Origin of the sequence: Caulobacter mirabilis (assembly GCF_002749615.1) — a bacterium.
Classification (GTDB): Bacteria; Pseudomonadota; Alphaproteobacteria; order Caulobacterales; family Caulobacteraceae; genus Caulobacter; species Caulobacter mirabilis.
The window spans coordinates 646,166-664,052 of the sequence record NZ_CP024201.1 but is presented as its reverse complement, the minus strand read 5'-3'; the positions used below and the strand labels follow the sequence as shown (position 1 = coordinate 664,052).

At 67.3% G+C, this 17,887-nt stretch carries 15 protein-coding genes; 10 read left to right on the top strand and 5 right to left on the bottom strand.

The annotated features are described in order from the left end of the window. Positions 1 to 26: 26 nt before the first annotated feature. Complete coding sequence (locus tag CSW64_RS03245; protein WP_172448442.1) at positions 27 to 1,931, top strand: S8 family peptidase; 1,905 nt, start codon at positions 27 to 29, stop codon at positions 1,929 to 1,931. Between the two features lie 295 nt (positions 1,932 to 2,226). On the opposite strand, the gene CSW64_RS03235 is transcribed toward CSW64_RS03245, so the two are convergent. Further along, the gene (locus CSW64_RS03235; protein WP_099620752.1) at positions 2,227 to 2,505 is read right to left on the bottom strand and encodes a helix-turn-helix domain-containing protein; all 279 of its coding nucleotides are present in this window, start codon (positions 2,503 to 2,505) and stop codon (positions 2,227 to 2,229) included. Between the two features lie 53 nt (positions 2,506 to 2,558). On the opposite strand from CSW64_RS03235, the gene CSW64_RS03230 reads away from it, so the two are divergent. After that, complete coding sequence (locus CSW64_RS03230) at positions 2,559 to 3,014, top strand: helix-turn-helix domain-containing protein (protein ID WP_099620751.1); 456 nt, start codon at positions 2,559 to 2,561, stop codon at positions 3,012 to 3,014. A 44-nt stretch (positions 3,015 to 3,058) separates the two neighbouring features. Then, on the top strand, positions 3,059 to 3,868 hold the full coding sequence (locus CSW64_RS03225) for a hypothetical protein (RefSeq protein ID WP_099620750.1): 810 nt from the start codon (positions 3,059 to 3,061) through the stop codon (positions 3,866 to 3,868). Between the two features lie 10 nt (positions 3,869 to 3,878). Here CSW64_RS03225 and CSW64_RS03220 read toward each other — a convergent pair whose 3' ends face one another. Next, positions 3,879 to 4,436, bottom strand: a complete 558-nt coding sequence (locus tag CSW64_RS03220) for a hypothetical protein (RefSeq protein ID WP_099620749.1) — start codon at positions 4,434 to 4,436, stop codon at positions 3,879 to 3,881. A 222-nt stretch (positions 4,437 to 4,658) separates the two neighbouring features. Here CSW64_RS03220 and CSW64_RS03215 point away from each other — a divergent pair, with 222 nt between their 5' ends. Continuing rightward, the gene (locus CSW64_RS03215; protein ID WP_099620748.1) at positions 4,659 to 5,357 is read left to right on the top strand and encodes a hypothetical protein; all 699 of its coding nucleotides are present in this window, start codon (positions 4,659 to 4,661) and stop codon (positions 5,355 to 5,357) included. 226 nt (positions 5,358 to 5,583) lie between these two features. Next, positions 5,584 to 5,886, top strand: a complete 303-nt coding sequence (locus CSW64_RS03210) for a hypothetical protein (RefSeq protein ID WP_099620747.1) — start codon at positions 5,584 to 5,586, stop codon at positions 5,884 to 5,886. On the opposite strand, the gene CSW64_RS03205 is transcribed toward CSW64_RS03210, so the two are convergent. Then, positions 5,864 to 6,505 carry a DUF4126 domain-containing protein gene (locus tag CSW64_RS03205; RefSeq protein WP_216361223.1) on the bottom strand — a complete coding sequence of 214 codons (642 nt, stop codon included), beginning with the start codon at positions 6,503 to 6,505 and terminating at the stop codon, positions 5,864 to 5,866. The two genes, CSW64_RS03210 and CSW64_RS03205, sit on opposite strands and share 23 nt — an antisense overlap. Before the next feature lie 126 nt (positions 6,506 to 6,631). On the opposite strand from CSW64_RS03205, the gene CSW64_RS03200 reads away from it, so the two are divergent. Together CSW64_RS03200 and CSW64_RS03195 are read left to right on the top strand one after the other, a co-directional pair. Further along, complete coding sequence (locus CSW64_RS03200) at positions 6,632 to 7,141, top strand: DUF3617 domain-containing protein (protein ID WP_099620746.1); 510 nt, start codon at positions 6,632 to 6,634, stop codon at positions 7,139 to 7,141. Between the two features lie 108 nt (positions 7,142 to 7,249). Then, positions 7,250 to 8,800: an MFS transporter gene (locus tag CSW64_RS03195; RefSeq protein WP_099620745.1), complete on the top strand. Its 1,551-nt coding sequence runs from the start codon at positions 7,250 to 7,252 to the stop codon at positions 8,798 to 8,800. 93 nt (positions 8,801 to 8,893) lie between these two features. Here CSW64_RS03195 and CSW64_RS03190 read toward each other — a convergent pair whose 3' ends face one another. After that, a complete protein-coding gene (locus tag CSW64_RS03190) occupies positions 8,894 to 10,141 on the bottom strand; it encodes a serine hydrolase domain-containing protein (protein ID WP_099620744.1) in 1,248 nt (415 codons plus the stop codon). Between the two features lie 137 nt (positions 10,142 to 10,278). Here CSW64_RS03190 and CSW64_RS03185 point away from each other — a divergent pair, with 137 nt between their 5' ends. From CSW64_RS03185 to CSW64_RS03175, 3 genes are read left to right on the top strand one after another with little or no spacing between them, the layout of a single operon-like run. Then, positions 10,279 to 11,520, top strand: a complete 1,242-nt coding sequence (locus CSW64_RS03185) for an acyl-CoA dehydrogenase family protein (RefSeq protein ID WP_245863815.1) — start codon at positions 10,279 to 10,281, stop codon at positions 11,518 to 11,520. A 14-nt stretch (positions 11,521 to 11,534) separates the two neighbouring features. Then, entirely contained in the window at positions 11,535 to 13,256 is a 1,722-nt protein-coding gene (locus CSW64_RS03180; protein WP_099624091.1) for a class I adenylate-forming enzyme family protein, read from the top strand. After that, positions 13,253 to 14,491 carry a TetR/AcrR family transcriptional regulator gene (locus tag CSW64_RS03175; protein WP_245863814.1) on the top strand — a complete coding sequence of 413 codons (1,239 nt, stop codon included), beginning with the start codon at positions 13,253 to 13,255 and terminating at the stop codon, positions 14,489 to 14,491. The genes CSW64_RS03180 and CSW64_RS03175 overlap by 4 nt, the downstream gene beginning before the upstream one ends. Positions 14,492 to 14,552: 61 nt before the next feature. On the opposite strand, the gene CSW64_RS03170 is transcribed toward CSW64_RS03175, so the two are convergent. Further along, complete coding sequence (locus CSW64_RS03170; RefSeq protein WP_099620742.1) at positions 14,553 to 17,504, bottom strand: TonB-dependent receptor; 2,952 nt, start codon at positions 17,502 to 17,504, stop codon at positions 14,553 to 14,555. Positions 17,505 to 17,887: the final 383 nt, after the last annotated feature.

Genomic DNA, 17,887 nt, shown 5'->3' with positions numbered 1-17,887 from the left:
CCCCAAGAGACAGGATAGGCCGGCTCTTGCGACGCGAAGCGCATAGCGAAGTCGCAGATTTTTCGCCCGATGCCCGCTACGTCCTTGATGTTGAACTGTGGGATATCAGACCTCGTCAACTAATGACGCGCCATATAGGTCAAATAGAAAACTTGCTCTCGTCCTTTGGTGGCGAAATATCTGACAAGTATCTAGGAAGATCCGTTACACTACTCAGAATCGTGGCGCCAGGAGGCGCAGTGCGCGCCCTCTTGGAGCGGCCGGAAGTTCGGCAACTGGATCTACCGCCGCAGCCCGATCCGGCAGTAGGAGACCTTCTGGATCTTGGGATAGGGGATTTTCCACAAGCACCCATACTCGCGGAAAATCCTGCGCAGGTAGCCGTGCTAGACAGCGGCTTCCACTCAGTACACCCACTCATTGCCGCAGCAGCCGGCGAAAGCATTGGCGTTCCGGAAGATCTCGGAGCTGATGATATCTATGGGCATGGCACCCGCGTCGCCGGAATTGCCGTCTATGGCGACCTACGAACGCCTGCGGAAGCACGCCTCTTCGAACCCCAGGTACGAGTACATAGCGCAAAGGTGGTAACGGACCGGGGTGAGTTTCACGACCGCATCCTCGTGACCACCCAGATGCGAACGGCAATAGAACACTTTCATAGAGAACATGGATGCAGAGTATTTAACATTTCACTCGGAGATAGACGCCTTGTATTCGACGGAAACAGCATCGGATCATGGCCAGCCATAATCGACGAAATAGCACGGGATCTTAATGTTGTAATCGTAGTATCTGCTGGAAATTTGCAATATACATCACCGCTTGGCCCGGAGCCGCATCTAGAAAACTATCCACGCTATCTTTTGGAGGAAAATAGCCGGATACTTGAGCCCGCCAACGCCGCAATTGCCATTACGGTTGGGTCCATCTCCCATGCAGCAGCGGTTCCCCCTGAAGACTATTATGGAGTAGCCCTACGCCCCATCGCTCCAATCGATGCCCCATCGCCATTCACGCGCAGAGGGCCAGGGATCCAAGGGAGCACAAAGCCCGATTTCGTCGATTATGGGGGAAACTTAACTTTCGACGGGGCGACTCAACGGGTTACTGATTCATACCCACACAACAGCATTTTCTGCCTGCATAATAACTATCTAGATCGTCTATTCACGACGGCAATTGGCACATCTTACGCAGCACCACGAGTCGCCTATAAAGCGGCACTTGTTTCACGGGCCTTCCCGGAAGGCTCCGCCAATCTGACGCGTGCGCTACTTGGAAACTCAGCAACGATACCGGTGATTGCTGAAGAGATTATTCATCCTTTAGAGCCGAACGCCGTTGAGAATATATATGGACTTGGCATTCCAGACCTATCTAGGTCAATATATTCTGAAGATTCTAGAGTAGTTCTATATGCGGATTCAGATATTCAGCCTGATCAATTTTTGATCTACGAAGTTCCCATCATCGATGATTTTGTATCGGTGAAGGGAGATCGTACGATTTCTGTAACGCTTGCCTTTGATCCACCTACGCGACACACTAGAAGCGACTATCTGGGAAACCGGATGTCATTTCGCCTCATCCGCGGAGCGTCTCTCGACGAAGTAACTGAGCATTTCCGGCGCCGCGTCGGTGAAGATGAACCCGTTCCCGAAATGCCCCAAAGAAACAATTGCGCACTGCTTCCAGGCCCCTCGAAAAGAGACATCGGGACGCTTCAGCGTGGAACTTTTACGATTAAGAGAAATCCTTCTCACGACTACGGAGATACTTACTATCTCGTCGTTAGATGTGAAAAACGGTGGGCTGCGGAAGAGGCTCAGAAATTTTCTTTGGTCGTAGAGATTGCACACCCCAACGTTGGCGATCTTTACGCTCGCGTGGCTCAGCGTGTCCAAGTCCGCCCGCGCGTTCGACTGTAACCCTCTCCACTAGAGCTATCGATGAGCGGAGCACCGCCTTCGCTCGTCGACCAGCTCTCAGCGATGCCGGAGGCTCCGCTCCCTCCCCGGCTCTATGAAAAGCTCTGCTAGCGGCACTTCGAACGCGCTGGCCAAGCGACCCATCATGTCTACGGTTGATTTGCTCCAAGCCGCTCCCGCAGGCGCGGTCCACTGACGCATCAAACGCCAGCCGCTCTTGCGCGAGGCCGCGCACGACGCGCGGCCTCTTCAGATTTCCAAGCTACCAGCGACCGCCCATCCGAACGGTCCAGGGTCACAGCTCCGGTATCCCGTGCGTCAGCTCGGCCACGTCGCACTCCAGCGCCCGGCATATCTGGCAGAGCACGCTGAAGCTCAGGTTCCGCACGCCGCGCTCGACGCCGCCGATGTACGAGCGGTCGATATCCGCGCGATGCGCCAGCTCTTCCTGGCTCCAGGAAAGAGATTTGCGCTTTTCCCTGACGCGCCGTCCGAGAGTCTTGAGAACCGTTTTATCCACGGTTGCAAGACTCGCGAGAATGTGGACTATGGGTCCACGGACGATGATACCCATTTTCAGCTTACCGCCAGCGAGCGGACGTTGCGTTTCGGGGGGACCACGCAAGGATGGCGCGAACCGCAACCGGGCTGAGCGGCCCCCACCCCGTCGACCGCCACGTCGGCCTCGCCATCCGGGTCCGCCGGCGAGGGCTGGGCCTGACGCAGACGGCGCTGGCCGGGCGGCTGGGGATCACCTTCCAGCAGGTCCAGAAGTACGAGCGCGGCAAGAACCGGGTCAGCGCCTCGATGCTGCACGCCATGGCCGAGGCGCTGGAGACCTCCGTCGGGGCCTTCTTCGAGGGGCTGCCGCGCGGGGCGGCGGCGGTCGCCGGCGCCGCCGGCCGCGGGCGGGTGGCCGAGATGCTGGCCGCGCCCGGCGGGACCGAGCTGGCCGACGCCTGGCTGGCCCTGCCTTCCGACAGGATGCGCCGCCGGCTGTCGGCCCTGGTCCGGGCCATGGCCCCCTACGCGGCGGCGCCCGCGCGGCGGGACCCGGCGGGGAGCGGCGGCGGACCGGGCTGAGACGGCCCCTTGCCCCGCCGCACGCGGCCGGGCATGGCTGGACCATGGGGGAGACTAGGACTGAATCCGCGACGCCGCCCGCGACGCCCGCGCAGGCCGCGCCCGCCGGGAGGACCGCCAAGCCCCGCGCGCCTCGCCGCCCGCGGCGGAAGCGCCCGAAGGCCCGGCCCTTCCTCGGCTGGGGGATCACCCTGGCGCTGGCCGCCCTGGCCCTCGTCCTGATGGCCTGGGCCGACGCGTCGGACAAGCGCCGGATCGCGGCCGTGGCCGAACAGGCGCGGGCGCCGCTCTGGTGGGGCGAGGCCGACGTGTCCTGGACGCCCCTGATGATCCTGGTCTTCCTCATCGTCATGGTCCTGCCCGACCTGTTCGGCGGCGCGCGCTGGAACTGGCGCAAGCCGCTGGTCTGGCCGGTCAGCCGCCGGGTCGTCGCCGCCGCGTCCCTGGGCGCGGTCCTGGTCGTGGCGGGGGCGACGGCCTGGATCGGCCGGCCCCAAGGCGGCCTGGGCTTTCCCGAGAGCGTGGTCTGGGTCGACGGCGACCGCATGATCGAGCGCCGGCCGTGGTCGGCGGCGGCCCTGGTCGAGACCTCGTGCGAGCTCCTCGACGGCAGCGACCGCACCAAGGCGCCGGCCGCCTCCTATGTCGTGACCTTCCCCGACGGGCGCTGGGCCTCGCTGCTCGACGCCCAGCCCGAAAGCTATGAGCGGCTGGAGCGGATCCTGCCGATCGACGCCGCCCTGCGCGCCGCCGGGGTCCCGCGCCGGGCCGCGCTGACACACGACTGCCTCGCCCGAGGGGGCCCGGACCTGGGCGTCACCGGCGAGAGCCTGGCCCGACTGCTGGCGCCCTGACGAGCGCGCGTCAGCCGCGCTCGCCCTTGCCCTTGCCTTTCGCGGCGCCCGACTTGCTCGGCCCGCCCTCGTCCTGCTCGCGCACCACGTCCAGCGCCTTCCAGAACAGGTCGATGGTCACGCTCAAGGTGTGCCTCACATGCTCGCGGGTGACGCCGCCATAGGTGAAGTCCATCCGCCACACCGAATAGTCGGCCTTATCGGCGGCGTCCGCCGGATACATGACGTTCCGTTCCGCAACGATCGCGCGGGCGACCTTCGACGAGCTGGTGGGGATGTAGGTGATCAGCATGTGCTCGGTGCAGGCGCGATTCTCGCCGTCGCCCTCGCACTGCATGCCTTTCCAGGTGAAGGGCAGATTGTCCGGCGCTTCGGCGTCGATCCACCAGCCGCCCTCGTCGGTCGTTCCGATCTCGACGACCTTGGCGCCCTCTTCCCGCAGCAGCGCCTCGGCGTCGGCCCGGCGCAGGCTCCGCCAGACGACCGGCGGGGGTTCGGCCGGCGCGCCGCGCACGACGGCGGGCTCGGCCGCGAGCAGAGCCGCGGCGGCGATGGCGGTGACGATCATGAAGCACTCCCCGGAGATCGAGGCGATCCTAGAGACCGCCGACCACGGCATCAATCGGTCCCCGCGCCCCCTCCCCCGAGGAAAACCCGCCTCCGAAACGGGACTCCCGAGACGCATAGTCTCGCGACATCGCAGGACATTGCGCCCCTTTCCGCCCCTTTCGCGGGCGGGGATAGACGCCGCTCTCTCCCCGCCCTCGCCGCCGGCCGCATACTCTCCGCCATGAGAGCCAAGCCGAAGACCACCTATGTCACCGCCTCGCCCGCCACCTGGGAGCTGATCCGCGCGGCCTACCTCTCCGGCCTGTCGGCGCCGACGGCGGCGGCGCGGTTCGGGGTGTCGGTCGGGGCGCTGCGCAAGCGGGCCCAGCGCGAGGGCTGGACCAAGCGGGTCCATGCCGCCGCGCCGTTCGCCCTGAACGGGCTGAACCGCCCGCCGGGCCTTGCGGCCCCGGACGCCGACGCCTCGCCGGCGGCAGCCGTTGTGGCGGGCGCGGCGGCGACGATCGAGGACGCGCCCGCCGACCTCGCCCTGCTGCACGCCCGGGCTCTGCCGCCGGTGCGGCGCGACCCGGTGACCGTGGCGCGGATGGCGGCGGCGGAGGCTTCGCGCCGGCTGATCGCCGGGGACGCCGACGCCGCCCTGCGCCACATCCGCGCCGCCGAGGCGCTGGTCGCGCTGGACGCCAAGCTGGAGGACATGGCCGGTCCGGAAGAGGACGACGACCCGCAGGCGGCGGAAGCGAGACAGTCCGCCTTCAGCGAGTTCACCTTCCAGGTCGCGGGCGAGCTGGCAGGACTGCTGCTGACCGGCCGGCCCGTGCCGCCGGGCTATCTGGCGCGGGCCGAGCACTGGCGGGCGCAGTATGCGGCCTGCCCGGTCGACGGGGATGAGGAGGAGGATGGGGATGAGGGCGAATAGCCCCGGGGCATGCTCCCGGGGCATGTCCCCGCCCCTGCCGCGCGAACCGTTCCACCCCTGCGCGAACCCCGTCCGGGTATACCCTGTCGCCCTTCGGCCACAGTCGGCGGAACTCCGCCTACGGCGCCCTTCGTTAGGGAACCGGGCGCGAATCGCGGCGTATCCTTTTCAATGGGCATGGGGCGCGCTCTCCCCCCGCGCGCCTCTCCCAAGAGGAAGAGACGTCATGAGCCCGGCCAACCTGACCATCGTGTCCGACAACGCCTCCACCGCCCTCACGCCCGTGGCGACCGAAGCGCTGCGCGACCGTGTGAAGCGCCTGCAGAACGAAGCCCGCGGGATCGCCCGCGAGCATGTGATGGCCCTCGAGCACGCCCTGGTGGCGGTGACGCAGCTGGCGGCGGAGATCGCCGACGGCGGCGACGCCTACCCGGTGGGCGCCCGCGAAGTGGCGCGGCAGCTGGTCGGCGAATGCGCCGGCCGGGCCAGCACCCTGGACGCCATCCTCAGCCGGACGGCCCGTCCCTAGGGTTCGCGAGCCCGCTCGACGCGGGTTGCGGCGACGGGAACAGTCGCCGCCGCACGGCCTTGACCAGCCGCCAGATCAGCCACAGCAGCGCGATCAGGACGATCGGCACCAGCAGCGGCGCGGCCAGGGCGATGAGGACGGTCACGAACGCCAGGGCGTCCTCGACGAACGACACCAGCGGATTGGCCAGGCCGCCCGTCGTGGCGGTGCTGGCGACGCGGGTCCCGCTCTGGGCCGCGTGGAAGGCCAGGGCCGTCGGCGCGCCGATGACGATGCCGGCGACCGCGGCGATCATCGGGTCGACCCCCGCGAACACCGAGCCGGCGGCCAGGATCGCCGCCAGCGGCCGGACCACCGTGCCGACGGCCGAGAGGGCGTGGTCGAGGACGGGGACCTTGTCCGCCGCCAGCTCCAGAGCGGTGGCGATGGCCAGGGCGACGATGGCGGCGTTGGAGCCGAGCCAGGCGGTCTGGCCGTTCAGCTCGACCCCGAACAGGCCGAAGCGGGCGGCGATGCTCAGCAGCAGCAGCGGCAGGAAGGCGCGCAGGCCGGTCGCCGCCGCCAGGCCCAGCCCCAGCAGCGCCGGCAGGATCCAAGTCTGCAGGATCTCGACGGGCATGGCGGGAGGAGACACCCCGGCGGGTCTCGGCGCAAGCGCCCCTCTTTTTCGTGAGACGGGCGTCATCGAACGTCGCTACCCTGGCCGCCTGGTCGGGGGAGACCAGACAACGGGAGAGAACGACGCATGAGAACCCTGCTCATCGGCCTGGGCCTCGCCGCCGCGGCCAGCCTGCCGCTGGCCGCCTGCTCCAAGAAGGAGGACGCCGGCAAGACCGCCGCCGCGCCCGAAGCCGCAGCTCCGGCCGCCGCCCCCGCAGCCGGCGGCCAGCTCAACGCGCCCCGCGCCGGCAAGTGGAAGATCACCAGCGAGATGGAGGGCGTCCCGGCCAAGATGCCGCCGGTCGAGGTCTGCTACACGAAGGACGACGTCGGGGGCGACAACTGGATGAAGCAGGCCCAGAACCAGGACGACAACTGCACCGGCGTGACGGTCACCCGCACGCCCGGCATGATCACCACCAAGGGCACCTGCCACGGCAACGGCGGGACCAAGAGCACCTACGAGATGAAGGTCACCGGCGACTTCAACAGCCGGTACGTCATGGAAAGCTCGGTCGTCATGGACCCGGCCATTCCGGGCATGCCCAGTCCGATGAAGGCCAAGATGACCGCCGAACGGGTCGGCGACTGCTGACCTGATCACGGAGCCCCGGCCGCGGGCGGTTGACATCGCTCGCGGCCGTACCTCTACTTCGAAAACAGTGCGCGGCCTCAAGATCGCGGTGGAAGTGGAGGAAACCGTATGACCGAGGCCGTCGCCCCTGGAGGCGCCGCCGCGCCTGCCGCTGCGTCATCTCAGCCCGCCGCCGCGCTCGGCCCCCGCCCCCGCATCGGCATCCCGACCAAGGCCCTCTACGGGTTCGGCTCGATCGCCTTCGGGATCAAGGACAACGGCTTCCGGGTCTTCCTGCTGCTCTTCTACAACCAGGTGATCGGCCTGCCCGCGGCCCAGGTGTCGCTGGCCATCATGGTCGCGATGCTGATCGACTGCGTGATCGACCCGATCGTCGGCGAGATCTCCGACAACTGGCGCAGCAAATGGGGCCGCCGCCATCCCTTCATGTACGCCTCCGCCCTGCCGGTGGCGCTGTCGTTCCTGCTGCTGTGGAACCCGCCCGTCGACTGGGGTCCGACCGGCCTGTTCTGGTATCTGGTCGTGGTCACCGTCGTGGTGCGCAGCTTCATCACCCTCTACGAGATCCCGTCCTCGTCGATGACGGCCGAGCTGACCACCAACTACGACGAGCGCTCGGCCCTGCTCGGCTGGCGCTACTTCTTCGCCTGGTGGGGCGGGCTGGCGCTGACGGTGTTCATGTTCGCCGTGCTGCTGCAGCCCACGGCCCAGTATCCGGTCGGCCAGCTGAACAAGGACGGCTACGCGACCTACGGCTACATCGCCGCCGCCCTGATGTTCGCCTCGATCATGATCTCGGCGATGGGCACCCATCGCTTCATCCCCTGGATGCCTCAGGCCGCCCCCCAAAAGACCCACAAGCCGCTGGCCCAGACCGTCCGCGAGATGACGCAGACCCTGAACACCCGCCCCTTCATCGCCATCACTCTGGTCGGGCTGTTCGCCGCCGTGGCGCAGGGCGTCAGCTTCTCGCTGGTCTTCTACTTCACGACCTACTTCTGGGAGCTGAGCAGCCAGTGGACCGCCGTCCTGCTGCTCGACAACTTCATCTCCTCGGCCCTGGCGCTGATCGCCGCGCCGATGCTCAGCAAGCGTTCGGGCAAGCGCTCCGCCGGCGCCCTGCTGCTGGCCGCCTCGGTGCTGGTCGGCTTCCTGCCCTTCATCCTGCGCCTGATGGGCTGGTTCCCGGGCAACGACGACCTGATCGCCGGCAGCCAGGTCCCGCAGATCGTGCCCTGGCTGTTCGTGGACGGCGTCATTCGCGGCGTGCTGGGCATCACCGCGGCGATCCTGATCACCTCGATGCTGGCCGACGTCGTCGAATACAGCGAGGCGCGCACCGGCCGCCGGTCCGAGGGCCTGATCTTCGCCTTCACCAGCCTGATGCAGAAAGCCGTCAGCGGCGTGGGCGTGATGGTCGCCGGCCTGCTGCTGACCCTCGTCAACTTCCCGCAGAACGCCAAGCCCGGCCAGGTGCCGCAGGCAACGATCGACAACCTGGCCCTGGTCTACATGCCGGCCCTGGTGGTGCTGTACGGCGTCGCGCTGTTCGCCATGAAGGCCTACAACATCACCCGCGAGAGCCACGAGGAGACCTTGCGGACCCTCGCGGCCAAGGCCCAGGCGGCGGAGGACGCGGCGACGGGACAGATTCCGTAGCTCAGAAGGGACATGCTCCCGAAGGGTGCGTGTCCTCCTTCCGAGCACCAAACGAGGACACGCACCGCTGCGCGGAGCATGTCCCCTACGCCGCTATTCCGCGATCTCGGTCAGCGCGCTGTAGACCAGCGTCCGCAGCTCGCGGCGGACCGGATAGGCCGACGAGGGCAGCAGCTGGGTCAGGAACACCACGGCCAGATCCTCGGCCGGGTCGACCCAGAAGAAGGTGCTGGCCGCGCCGCCCCAGAAGAAGTCGCCGGCGCTGCCGGGGATCATGGTCTTCACCGGGTCGACCGTGACCCCGAAGCCCAGGCCGAAGCCGACGCCGGCGTAGGTCGCCTCGCTGAACAGCGACTTGGACATCTGCGTCAGGTCCTTGCCGTCCGGCAGGTGGTTGGCGGTCATCAGCTTCAGGGTCTTGGGGCCCAGCAGCCGCACGCCGTCCAGCTCGCCGCCGTTCAGCAGCATGCGGGCGAAGCGCATGTAGTCGGCGGCCGTGCCGACCAGGCCGCCGCCGCCCGAGGGGAAGTCGGTCGGGGTCAGATAGGGGCTCTTCTCCGGATCGTCCTGCAGCGAGGGCAGGCCCGGCTTCACCGCCTTGGACCCCAACACGCCGGCGGCGTAGCAGGCGGTCAGACGGTGCGCCTTGTCGGCCGGAACGGTGAAGCTGGTGTCGACCATGCCCAGCGGCTGGAAGATGCGCTCCTCCAGGAAGTCCGGGAACGGCCGGCCGGAGATCTTCTCGACCAGGTAGCCGAGCACGTCGGTCGAGACCGAATAGTTCCAGGCGTCTCCCGGCGAGAACACCAGCGGAATGCCGGCCAGCTTGTCGATGAACTCCTGCAGCGTGCCGTAGCGCAGGTCCTCGGCCACCTTCAGCTTGCGGTAGGCGGCGTCGACGTTGCCCTGCATCTGGAAGCCGTAGGTCAGGCCCGACGTGTGGCGCAGCAGGTCGATCATCAGCATCGGCCGCGCCGGCGGGGTCTTGGCCCAGCCCGCGTCCGTACCGGCGGCGAAGACGCCCAGGTTCGCCCATTCCGGGATGAACTTGGCTACGGGATCGTCCAGCGCGACCAGCCCCTCCTCGACCAGCATCATGAAGGCCACCGAGGTGATCGGCTTGGTCATCGAATAGATGCGGAAGAGGGCGTCGCTCTCCAGCGCGCGGTTCCGCTCGCGATCCGCCAGACCCAGCGTGACGTCGTAGGCCAGCTTGCCGCGCCGCCAGACCTGGACCTGGGCGCAGGGCAGCTTGCCCGGCTTGACGTACCGCTCGTCCAGGAAGGCTTCGATCTTCGCCAGCCGCTCGGAGGACAGGCCGATGCTCTCAGGTTTGGTCATGCGCTTTTCTCCCTCCGGGGGGCCTTCCCGGACCATACCCAACATTCTAGGCTGGGCTACAAAACATAAGGACTAAGGGGAACGCGATGGCCTGGGATTTCGAGACAGAGCCCGAATTCCAAGAGAAGCTCGACTGGATGGACGCTTTCGTCCGCGATGAGGTCGAGCCGCTGGACCGCATTCGCCTGCATCCTTACGACGTCAAGAATCCACTCTACGCGAAGCTCGTCCGGCCGCTACAGGCCGAGGTGAAAAAGCAGGGTCTCTGGGCCTGCCACCTGGGCCCTGACCTCGGCGGCCAGGGCTACGGCCAGGTCAAGCTGGGCCTGATGAACGAGATCCTCGGTCGCAGCCACTTCGCCCCGTCGGTGTTCGGCTGCCAGGCGCCCGACACCGGGAACGCGGAGATCATCGCCCACTACGGCACGGCCGCGCAGAAGGCGAAGTACCTGCAACCGCTGCTGAACAACGAGATCGTCTCGGCCTTCTCGATGAGCGAACCGACCGGCGGCGCCGATCCGCTGACCTTCACCACCCGGGCGGAGCTCGACGGCGACCACTGGGTGATCAACGGCGAGAAGTGGTTCTCGACCAACGCCAAGTGGGCCGAGTTTCTGATCGTCATGGCCGTGAGCGATCCAGACGGTCCGCCCTATCAGCGGATGTCGATGTTCATCGTGCCCTGCGACACGCCGGGCGTGGAGATCGTGCGCAATGTCGGCGTCGGCTACGGCGACGAGGGCTCCGAAGGCTACATGCGCTACACCAATGTGCGCGTGCCGGCCGACCATCTGCTGGGCGAGCGGGGCGGCGCCTTCGCCATCAGCCAGACCCGCCTGGGCGGCGGCCGCATCCACCACGCCATGCGCACGGTCGGCCAGGGCAAGCGCGCCCTGGACCTGATGTGCCAGCGCGCCGTCAGCCGCACCACCCGCGACGGCCCGCTGTCGGGCAAGCAGGCGGTGCAGATGATGATCGCCGACGCCTGGATCGAGCTGCAGCAATTCCGGCTGATGGTGCTGCACACCGCCTGGCTGATCGACAAGCACCGGGACTATCGCAAGGTCCGCAAGGACATCGCGGCGGTGAAGGTGGCCATGCCGCGCGTCTATCACTCGATCGCGTCCAAGGCCCTGCACCTGCACGGCGCCCTGGGCGTGTCGAACGAGATGCCGTTCGTCGGCCAGGTGATCGGCAGCTTCGTGATGGGCATCGCCGACGGTCCGACCGAGGTCCACCAGGAGACCTTGGCCAAGCAGCTGTTGCGCCACTACCAGCCCAGCAACGACCTGTTCCCGGCCTACAGCCTGCTGAACCGGCGCGAGGAAGCCCTGGAGAAGTTCGCCGAGATCCTGGCCGAGCATGAGGAGGCCGCGTGAGCACCTGGCCCGCGATGACCATCGAGGCGGCGCACGCCCGCCTCACCGCCCCCGGCGCCCGGTTCGAGATCGAAGAGGTCGTGATCAGGGGGATTCCCACCAAGGTCTGGAAGAACGCCCCGGCCACCCTGCGCGACATGGTGGCCAACGGCCGCAACTTCCCGACCCGTGAGTTCCTGGTCTACGAGGACGATCGCGTCACCTTCGAGGCCTTTCATCGCGCCGTGGCGGCGCTGGCGGCCCAGTTGGCGGCCGACGGCGTCGGCAAGGGCGACCGGGTGGCGGTGATCATGCGCAACCTGCCGGAATGGCCGGTCGCCTTCTTCGCCGCGATCAGTTTGGGCGCCATCGTCACGCCGCTGAACGCCTGGTGGACGGGGCCCGAGCTGCACTACGGCCTGGTCGATTCCGGTAGCAAGGTCGCCATCGTCGACAGCGAGCGGCTGGAGCGGATCATCGGCCATCTGGCCGACTGTCCTGACCTGACGGCGGTCTACGCCGCCCGCAATCCCGAGGCCTGCGAGCATCCGCGCGTGCGTTGCCTCGAGGACGTGATCGGCGCGCCCAGGACCTGGGCCGACCTGCCGGACCGGCCGCTGCCGACGACGCCGATCGCGCCCGACGACGACGCGACGATCTTCTACACCTCGGGCACCACCGGGAAGCCGAAGGGCGCGCTGGGCACCCATCGCACCATGGCGACCAACGTCATGACCAGCGGCGCGGCCTTGGCCCGTCCCTTCCTGCGCCGGGGCGAGGCTCCCCCCGCGCCGGATCCGAACGCGCCACAGAAGGTCACCCTGCTGGTCGTGCCGATGTTCCACGTCACCGGCTGCTCGGCGACCCTGGGGCCGGCCCTGAACAACGGCGGCAAGCTGGTCCTGATGCGCAAATGGGACGCGCTGGAGGGCATGAAGCTGATCGAGCGCGAGCGGGTGACCACCACCGGCGGCGTGCCGACCATCGCCTGGCAGCTGATCGAGCACCCCGAGCGGCCGAACTTCGACCTCAGTTCGATCGAGGGCATCAGCTACGGCGGCGCGCCCTCGGCGCCCGAGCTGGTGCGGCGGATCAAGGAGGTCTGGCCCACGGCCTCGGCCGGCAACGGCTGGGGCATGACCGAGACCAGCGCCACCTTCACCAGCAACGGCAGCGACGACTATGTGAACCGCCCTGACAGCTGCGGCCCGGCGCCGGCGGTCGGCGAGATGAAGATCATGACCGTCGACGCTCCGTTCCGCGACCTGCCGCCCGGAGAGGTCGGCGAGCTGTGGTGCAAGGGACCGATGGTCGTGAAGGGCTATTGGAACAAGCCCGAGGCCACGGCCCAGACCTTCGTCGACGGCTGGGTGCGGACCGGCGACCTGGCGCGGATCGACGAGGAAGGCTTCTGCTTCATCATCGACCGGGCCAAGGACATGCTGATCCGCGGCGGCGAGAACATCTACTGTATCGAGGTCGAGAACGTCCTGTACGACCACCCGGCCGTCATGGACGCGGCCCTGATCGGCATCCCGCACAAGATCCTGGGCGAAGAGCCGGCGGCTGTGGTCACGCTGAAGCCGGGGGCCCAGGCCACCGAGCAGGAGCTGCGCGCCTTCGTCGCCGACCGGCTGGCCGCCTTCAAGGTTCCGGTCCGGGTCGCCTTCTGGCATGAGACCCTGCCTCGAAACGCCAACGGCAAGATCATGAAGTCGGCGTTGAAGGACGTGTTCGCCGGAGACGCCGCCGCTTGACCCTGGACGCCCCGCCGCCGAGCGGCTCGACCGCTCGCTACGCCGCCAAGAAGGAGGCCATTCTGGCCGCCGCGACGGCGATCCTGAACCGGCAGGGGGTTCGGGGCATGACGCTCGCCGACGTGGCGGCCGACGTCGGGCTGATCACCACCTCGGTCACCTACTACTACCGCAAGAAGGAAGACTTGGCGGCGGCCTGCTTCCTGCGCGGCGTCGAGATCTTCGACAACCTGGCCTCCGAGGCCGCCAAGGCCGTGGGGGCCCGGGCGCGGCTGGCGCGGTTCATCGAGCTGTACTTCGACCACGCCCTGAAGATCCGCCTCAAACAGGTTCCGCCATTCGTGGCCTTCGGCGAGATGAAGGGCCTGAACGAGCCGCTGCGCTCAGAGGTCGGCGGCGCTTTCAACGACCTGTTCCGCAACATCCGGGGCTTCTTCGACGACCCGGAGTTCGCCGGGCTGTCGCGGCTGGAGACCACGGCCCGCACCCATCTGCTGCTGGAGCAGGCCTTCTGGACCGTCACCTGGCTGCGTCGGTACGACGTCGAGGACTTCCCGCGGATCCGCGACCGGATGTCGGACATCCTGTGCAACGGCCTGGCCGCCGGGGACCGTCCCTGGGCGCCGCCGCCCCTGCCCATCGCCGCCGCCGAACCCGCCGCGGGTCAGGACGTCTCGCGCGAGACCTTCCTGATCGCCGCCACGCGGGTGATCAACCAGAAGGGCTACCGGGGCGCCTCGGTCGAGGACATCTCGGCCCAGCTCAACGTCACCAAGGGCAGCTTCTATCACCACAACGAGGCCAAGGACGACCTGGTCGTCGAGTGCTTCGAACGCACTTTCGAGGTGATGCGGGCCAACCAGTTCGCCGCCCGGGATCTGGAGCGCGCCGACCGCTGGACCCAGCTGACGGCCGCCACCGCGGCGCTGGTGAACTACCAGCTGTCGGATCACGGCCCCCTGCTGCGCGCCTCGGCCATGGGCGCCCTGCCGGGAGACATCCGCCACGACCTGGTCGAGCGCTACGCCCGGATCTCCGACCGGTTCGCCGCCATGATCTCGGACGGGATCGCCGAGGGCTCGATCCGACCCGTCGATCCGCTGATCGCCGCCCACATGATCAGCTCGATGATCAACGCGGCCGTGTCGCTGCAGAACTGGGCCCCCGGCGCGGACCTGGACCAGGCCGCCGCCCTGTTCGCCCGTCCCCTGCTCGTCGGCGTCTTCAGCCGCTGATCTCCAGGCAAAAAAGGGGCGGCCGAAGCCGCCCCAGTCCACACACCCCGGAGGGATCGGGTCAGAACTTCTTGGTCAGCGCCACCTTCCAGGTTCGGCCGAGGCCGCTGGCCGTGAACGGGTCGTAGTTCAGGTCCAGGCGGGCGAAGGGCGGGTCCTTGTCGAACACGTTGTCCACCGACAGGGCGAACGTCGTGTCCCACGGCAGGAACACCCGGTAGGTCACGTCGTTACTCACGAAGGCGTCGATGGTCTTGCCGTTCGGATTGGACACGAACGGCGCGGTTCGCTGATCGGTGTAGCTGTCGATGTAGCGCACGGTCCAACGCACGTTGTGCTGGCCGTGGTTGTACTCGGCATACAGGCTGCCCTTCCATTGCGGCAGCGGATAGGCCGTCGTCTGGTAGTTCAGCTTGCCGACCGCGTCGAAGGCCGGCGCCACCACGACGCCGTCGATCGTCGTCGCGTCGGTGACGTACTCGTGGACGTAGGTCGTCGTGCCCCCGATGGTGAGCGCGCCGCCCAGGATGTCGTCGAAGGTCCAGTCGGCGATCAGGTCGATGCCCGAGGTCTTGATCGACGCGCCATTCACGTTGTTGGTGCGAACCCGGGTGATGGCCGCCGAAGCCGCGGCCGCCGAGGCGAACGAGGCGCAGGTCGCTCCGCCGCTGAAGCTGAACCGAGCGGCCAGAGGGCTGGCGCAGTTGGCCTGGGCCCCGGCGCCGATGCCATTGGGGAACACCGCCGCGACCAGCCCGGACACCGGGTCGGTCACGATCGGATCCTTGAAGTCGAAGTTCCAGTAGTCGAGCGTGGCGCGGAAGCCCCCCGCCTCGAAGATCACCCCGATGCTGTAGGTCGTCGCGCTCTCAGGCTTCAGGTTGGGATTGCCGTAGACGTCGACGGCGCGGAAGGTGCCGTTGATCCCCTGCAGCGAGGTGACGAAGTCATCGTTCAGCTGGATCGCGGGCGGCGCCCGGAAGGTAGTGCCGATCGAGCCCCGGAACGCCAGCCAATCGCTCGCCTGCCAGCGTAGCGACAGCTTCGGGTCGAAGGTCGAGCCGACGGCGCCACCGTAGTCTTCGTAGCGGGCGGCCAGCGTGGCGTTGAAGTCGTCGGTGATCGGCGCCACGACCTCCCCGTAGACCGCGTACAGATCCTGGTTCAGGAACACGTTGCTGCCGACGCCCAGGAAGGCGAGCGGCCCCTGCGGCGAGGCGCAGGTCTTCGATCCGTTGATCGGCGTGTCGATGCAGGGGTTCTTGGCCCGGTTGGAAATGTCGTTGTACCAGGCCTTGAAGGTCGACTTGCGCCACTGGGCGCCGGCCGCCCACATCACGTCGCCGCCGGGCAGCGACCAGCCGGTCTTGCCGCTGACCAGGCCCTCGACCACGAACAGCGTCGCGGTCTGCTCCGTTTCAGCCTTCTGGAAGAACCAGCGGGTGACTTCCTCGCTGTTGGCCAGGGCGGCGTTGTAGGTCGGATTGGCCTGGCCGGTAATCGCGTTCTTGGGCACCGCCGACGAGAACGGATTGAACCACAGGCAGGTGGACCCCGGCTGACCGGCTACGATGTTGTTGCAGTTGGGCCCGCCCAGACCGCGCAGGGCGAGCTGATAGCGGCTGACGACCGTGTCGTAGCCGGTCCGGTTGCCCTTCTCCTCGCCATAGCTGATGGCGATGTTCCAGTTGAGGTCGGGGTTGAACTCGCCGCTCAGATCGGCGGCGAACCGATAGGCGTCGAAGGTCCGGCTCCCCTCGGACGGCCCATAGTTGAACATCGGGTTGCCGCCCATCCCGAAGGGACGGCTGGCGACGACGAGCGCGCCGGCGCCCAAGGCCGCGGTCGGGATGTTGAACGCCGCGCCGGTCGTGCCGTTGTAGCCCGGAATGGTGCCCGGGTGGGCGGCGACATATGCCAGCAGGCCTGGGTTGTTCCCTGGCACAAAGTACTGGCCGGGCACGGGCGAGGTGAGCGCCGTCGGCGTCGACAGCAGCGCGTAGGACGGCGAAGTCTTCCAGTCCGGCACCTCGGTGCGGGCATAGAACCCTTCGACATGCAGCTTGGTGGTGTCGTTGAGGTCGAGGTTCCATTCGCCATAGATCTGGTAGCGGTCTTCCTTTTCGACCAGGTTGTCGTACTCGGTATAGTGCCAGTAGCAGACGGGCGTCGTCCCGCTGAAGCCGCTGAAACCACCGAGCGGGGAGCACTGGTCGTCCCGGAACCGGTTGGCGCTCGAGCCGAGCGGGATGAAGGACGACGGATTCCCCGCCGCCGACCAGCCGCCCTCCGGATTGTCCAGGTAGGGGCGATTGGCCCAGCTGCGCTCGGTCACGGGCAACACCGACCGGTGCTGCCAGCCCGCCGACAGCAGGATGTTCATGGTGTCGTTGGACCAGCCGTAGACCGCGCTCAGCGTGTAGTCGCCGTCCGAGCCGTCGATCACGCGATAGCTGCCGGAGACCTCGAGGCCTTCGAAGTTCTTGCGGGTGATGAAGTTGACCACCCCGCCGATGGCGTCCGAGCCATAGGTCGCCGCCGCCCCGTCCTTCAGCACCTCGACGCGCCCGACGGCGGCGCTGGGAATGATGTTGGTGTCGACGGCCCCGGCGCCGGCCAGGGCGAACGGGTTGATCGGCAGACGGCGGCCGTTGAAGAGGACCAGCGTCCGGGTCGGACCCAGGCCCCGCAGATTCACGCTGCCGGAGCCTTCCGACCCCTGGGCGCGCGAGTCGAACTGGTTGGTGTCGCCCAGGACGCCGTTGGACACCGCCAGGCCCTTGAGCAGCTCGACCGTGGTCGGCGAGCCCTGCTTGGCCAACTCCTCGGCGCCGATCACATCGACCGGCATCGCGGCGTTCTCGGGGGTGCCCCGGATCAGGGAGCCGGTGACGATGACGGCCTCGACATCTGTCGGAGCGGATTGTCCCTGCGCCGCCGCCTGCGAAACCAGGCCGAGCGACAGGGTGATGGCCAGGGCTGATCCCCCGGCCAGATAGCCAATTCTGCGCATTTACTCCCTCCCTGTTGGTTCCTCTGCCGTTCCATCCATTTTCTTCGAAGGATGGTTACGGCGCTTCACATACGCCTACGGACCTCCCGCTGTTGCGGGGGCCCGATGCGCCCCGGACCTCGCTCGCATGTCGGCGAGGAATGACAATGTTGAGAAATGTGACGTGAATTGTCGCTGCGAGCGGGATTTCTTCGCGTTTCCGCTATGGCGAAGATGATCGCGGAACACGCCAACCCACCCCCTCACAGGCTCGTTGCGCCGCCGGACCGCGACCGCCGCACTCCAGGCACGGCGAAGCGAAACCCAGTCAGCAACCTGTTTCGATGATGCGGTATGATTTCCCGCCGCGTCAACCGGTCGAGGACGGTTCCGTCCAGAAATTG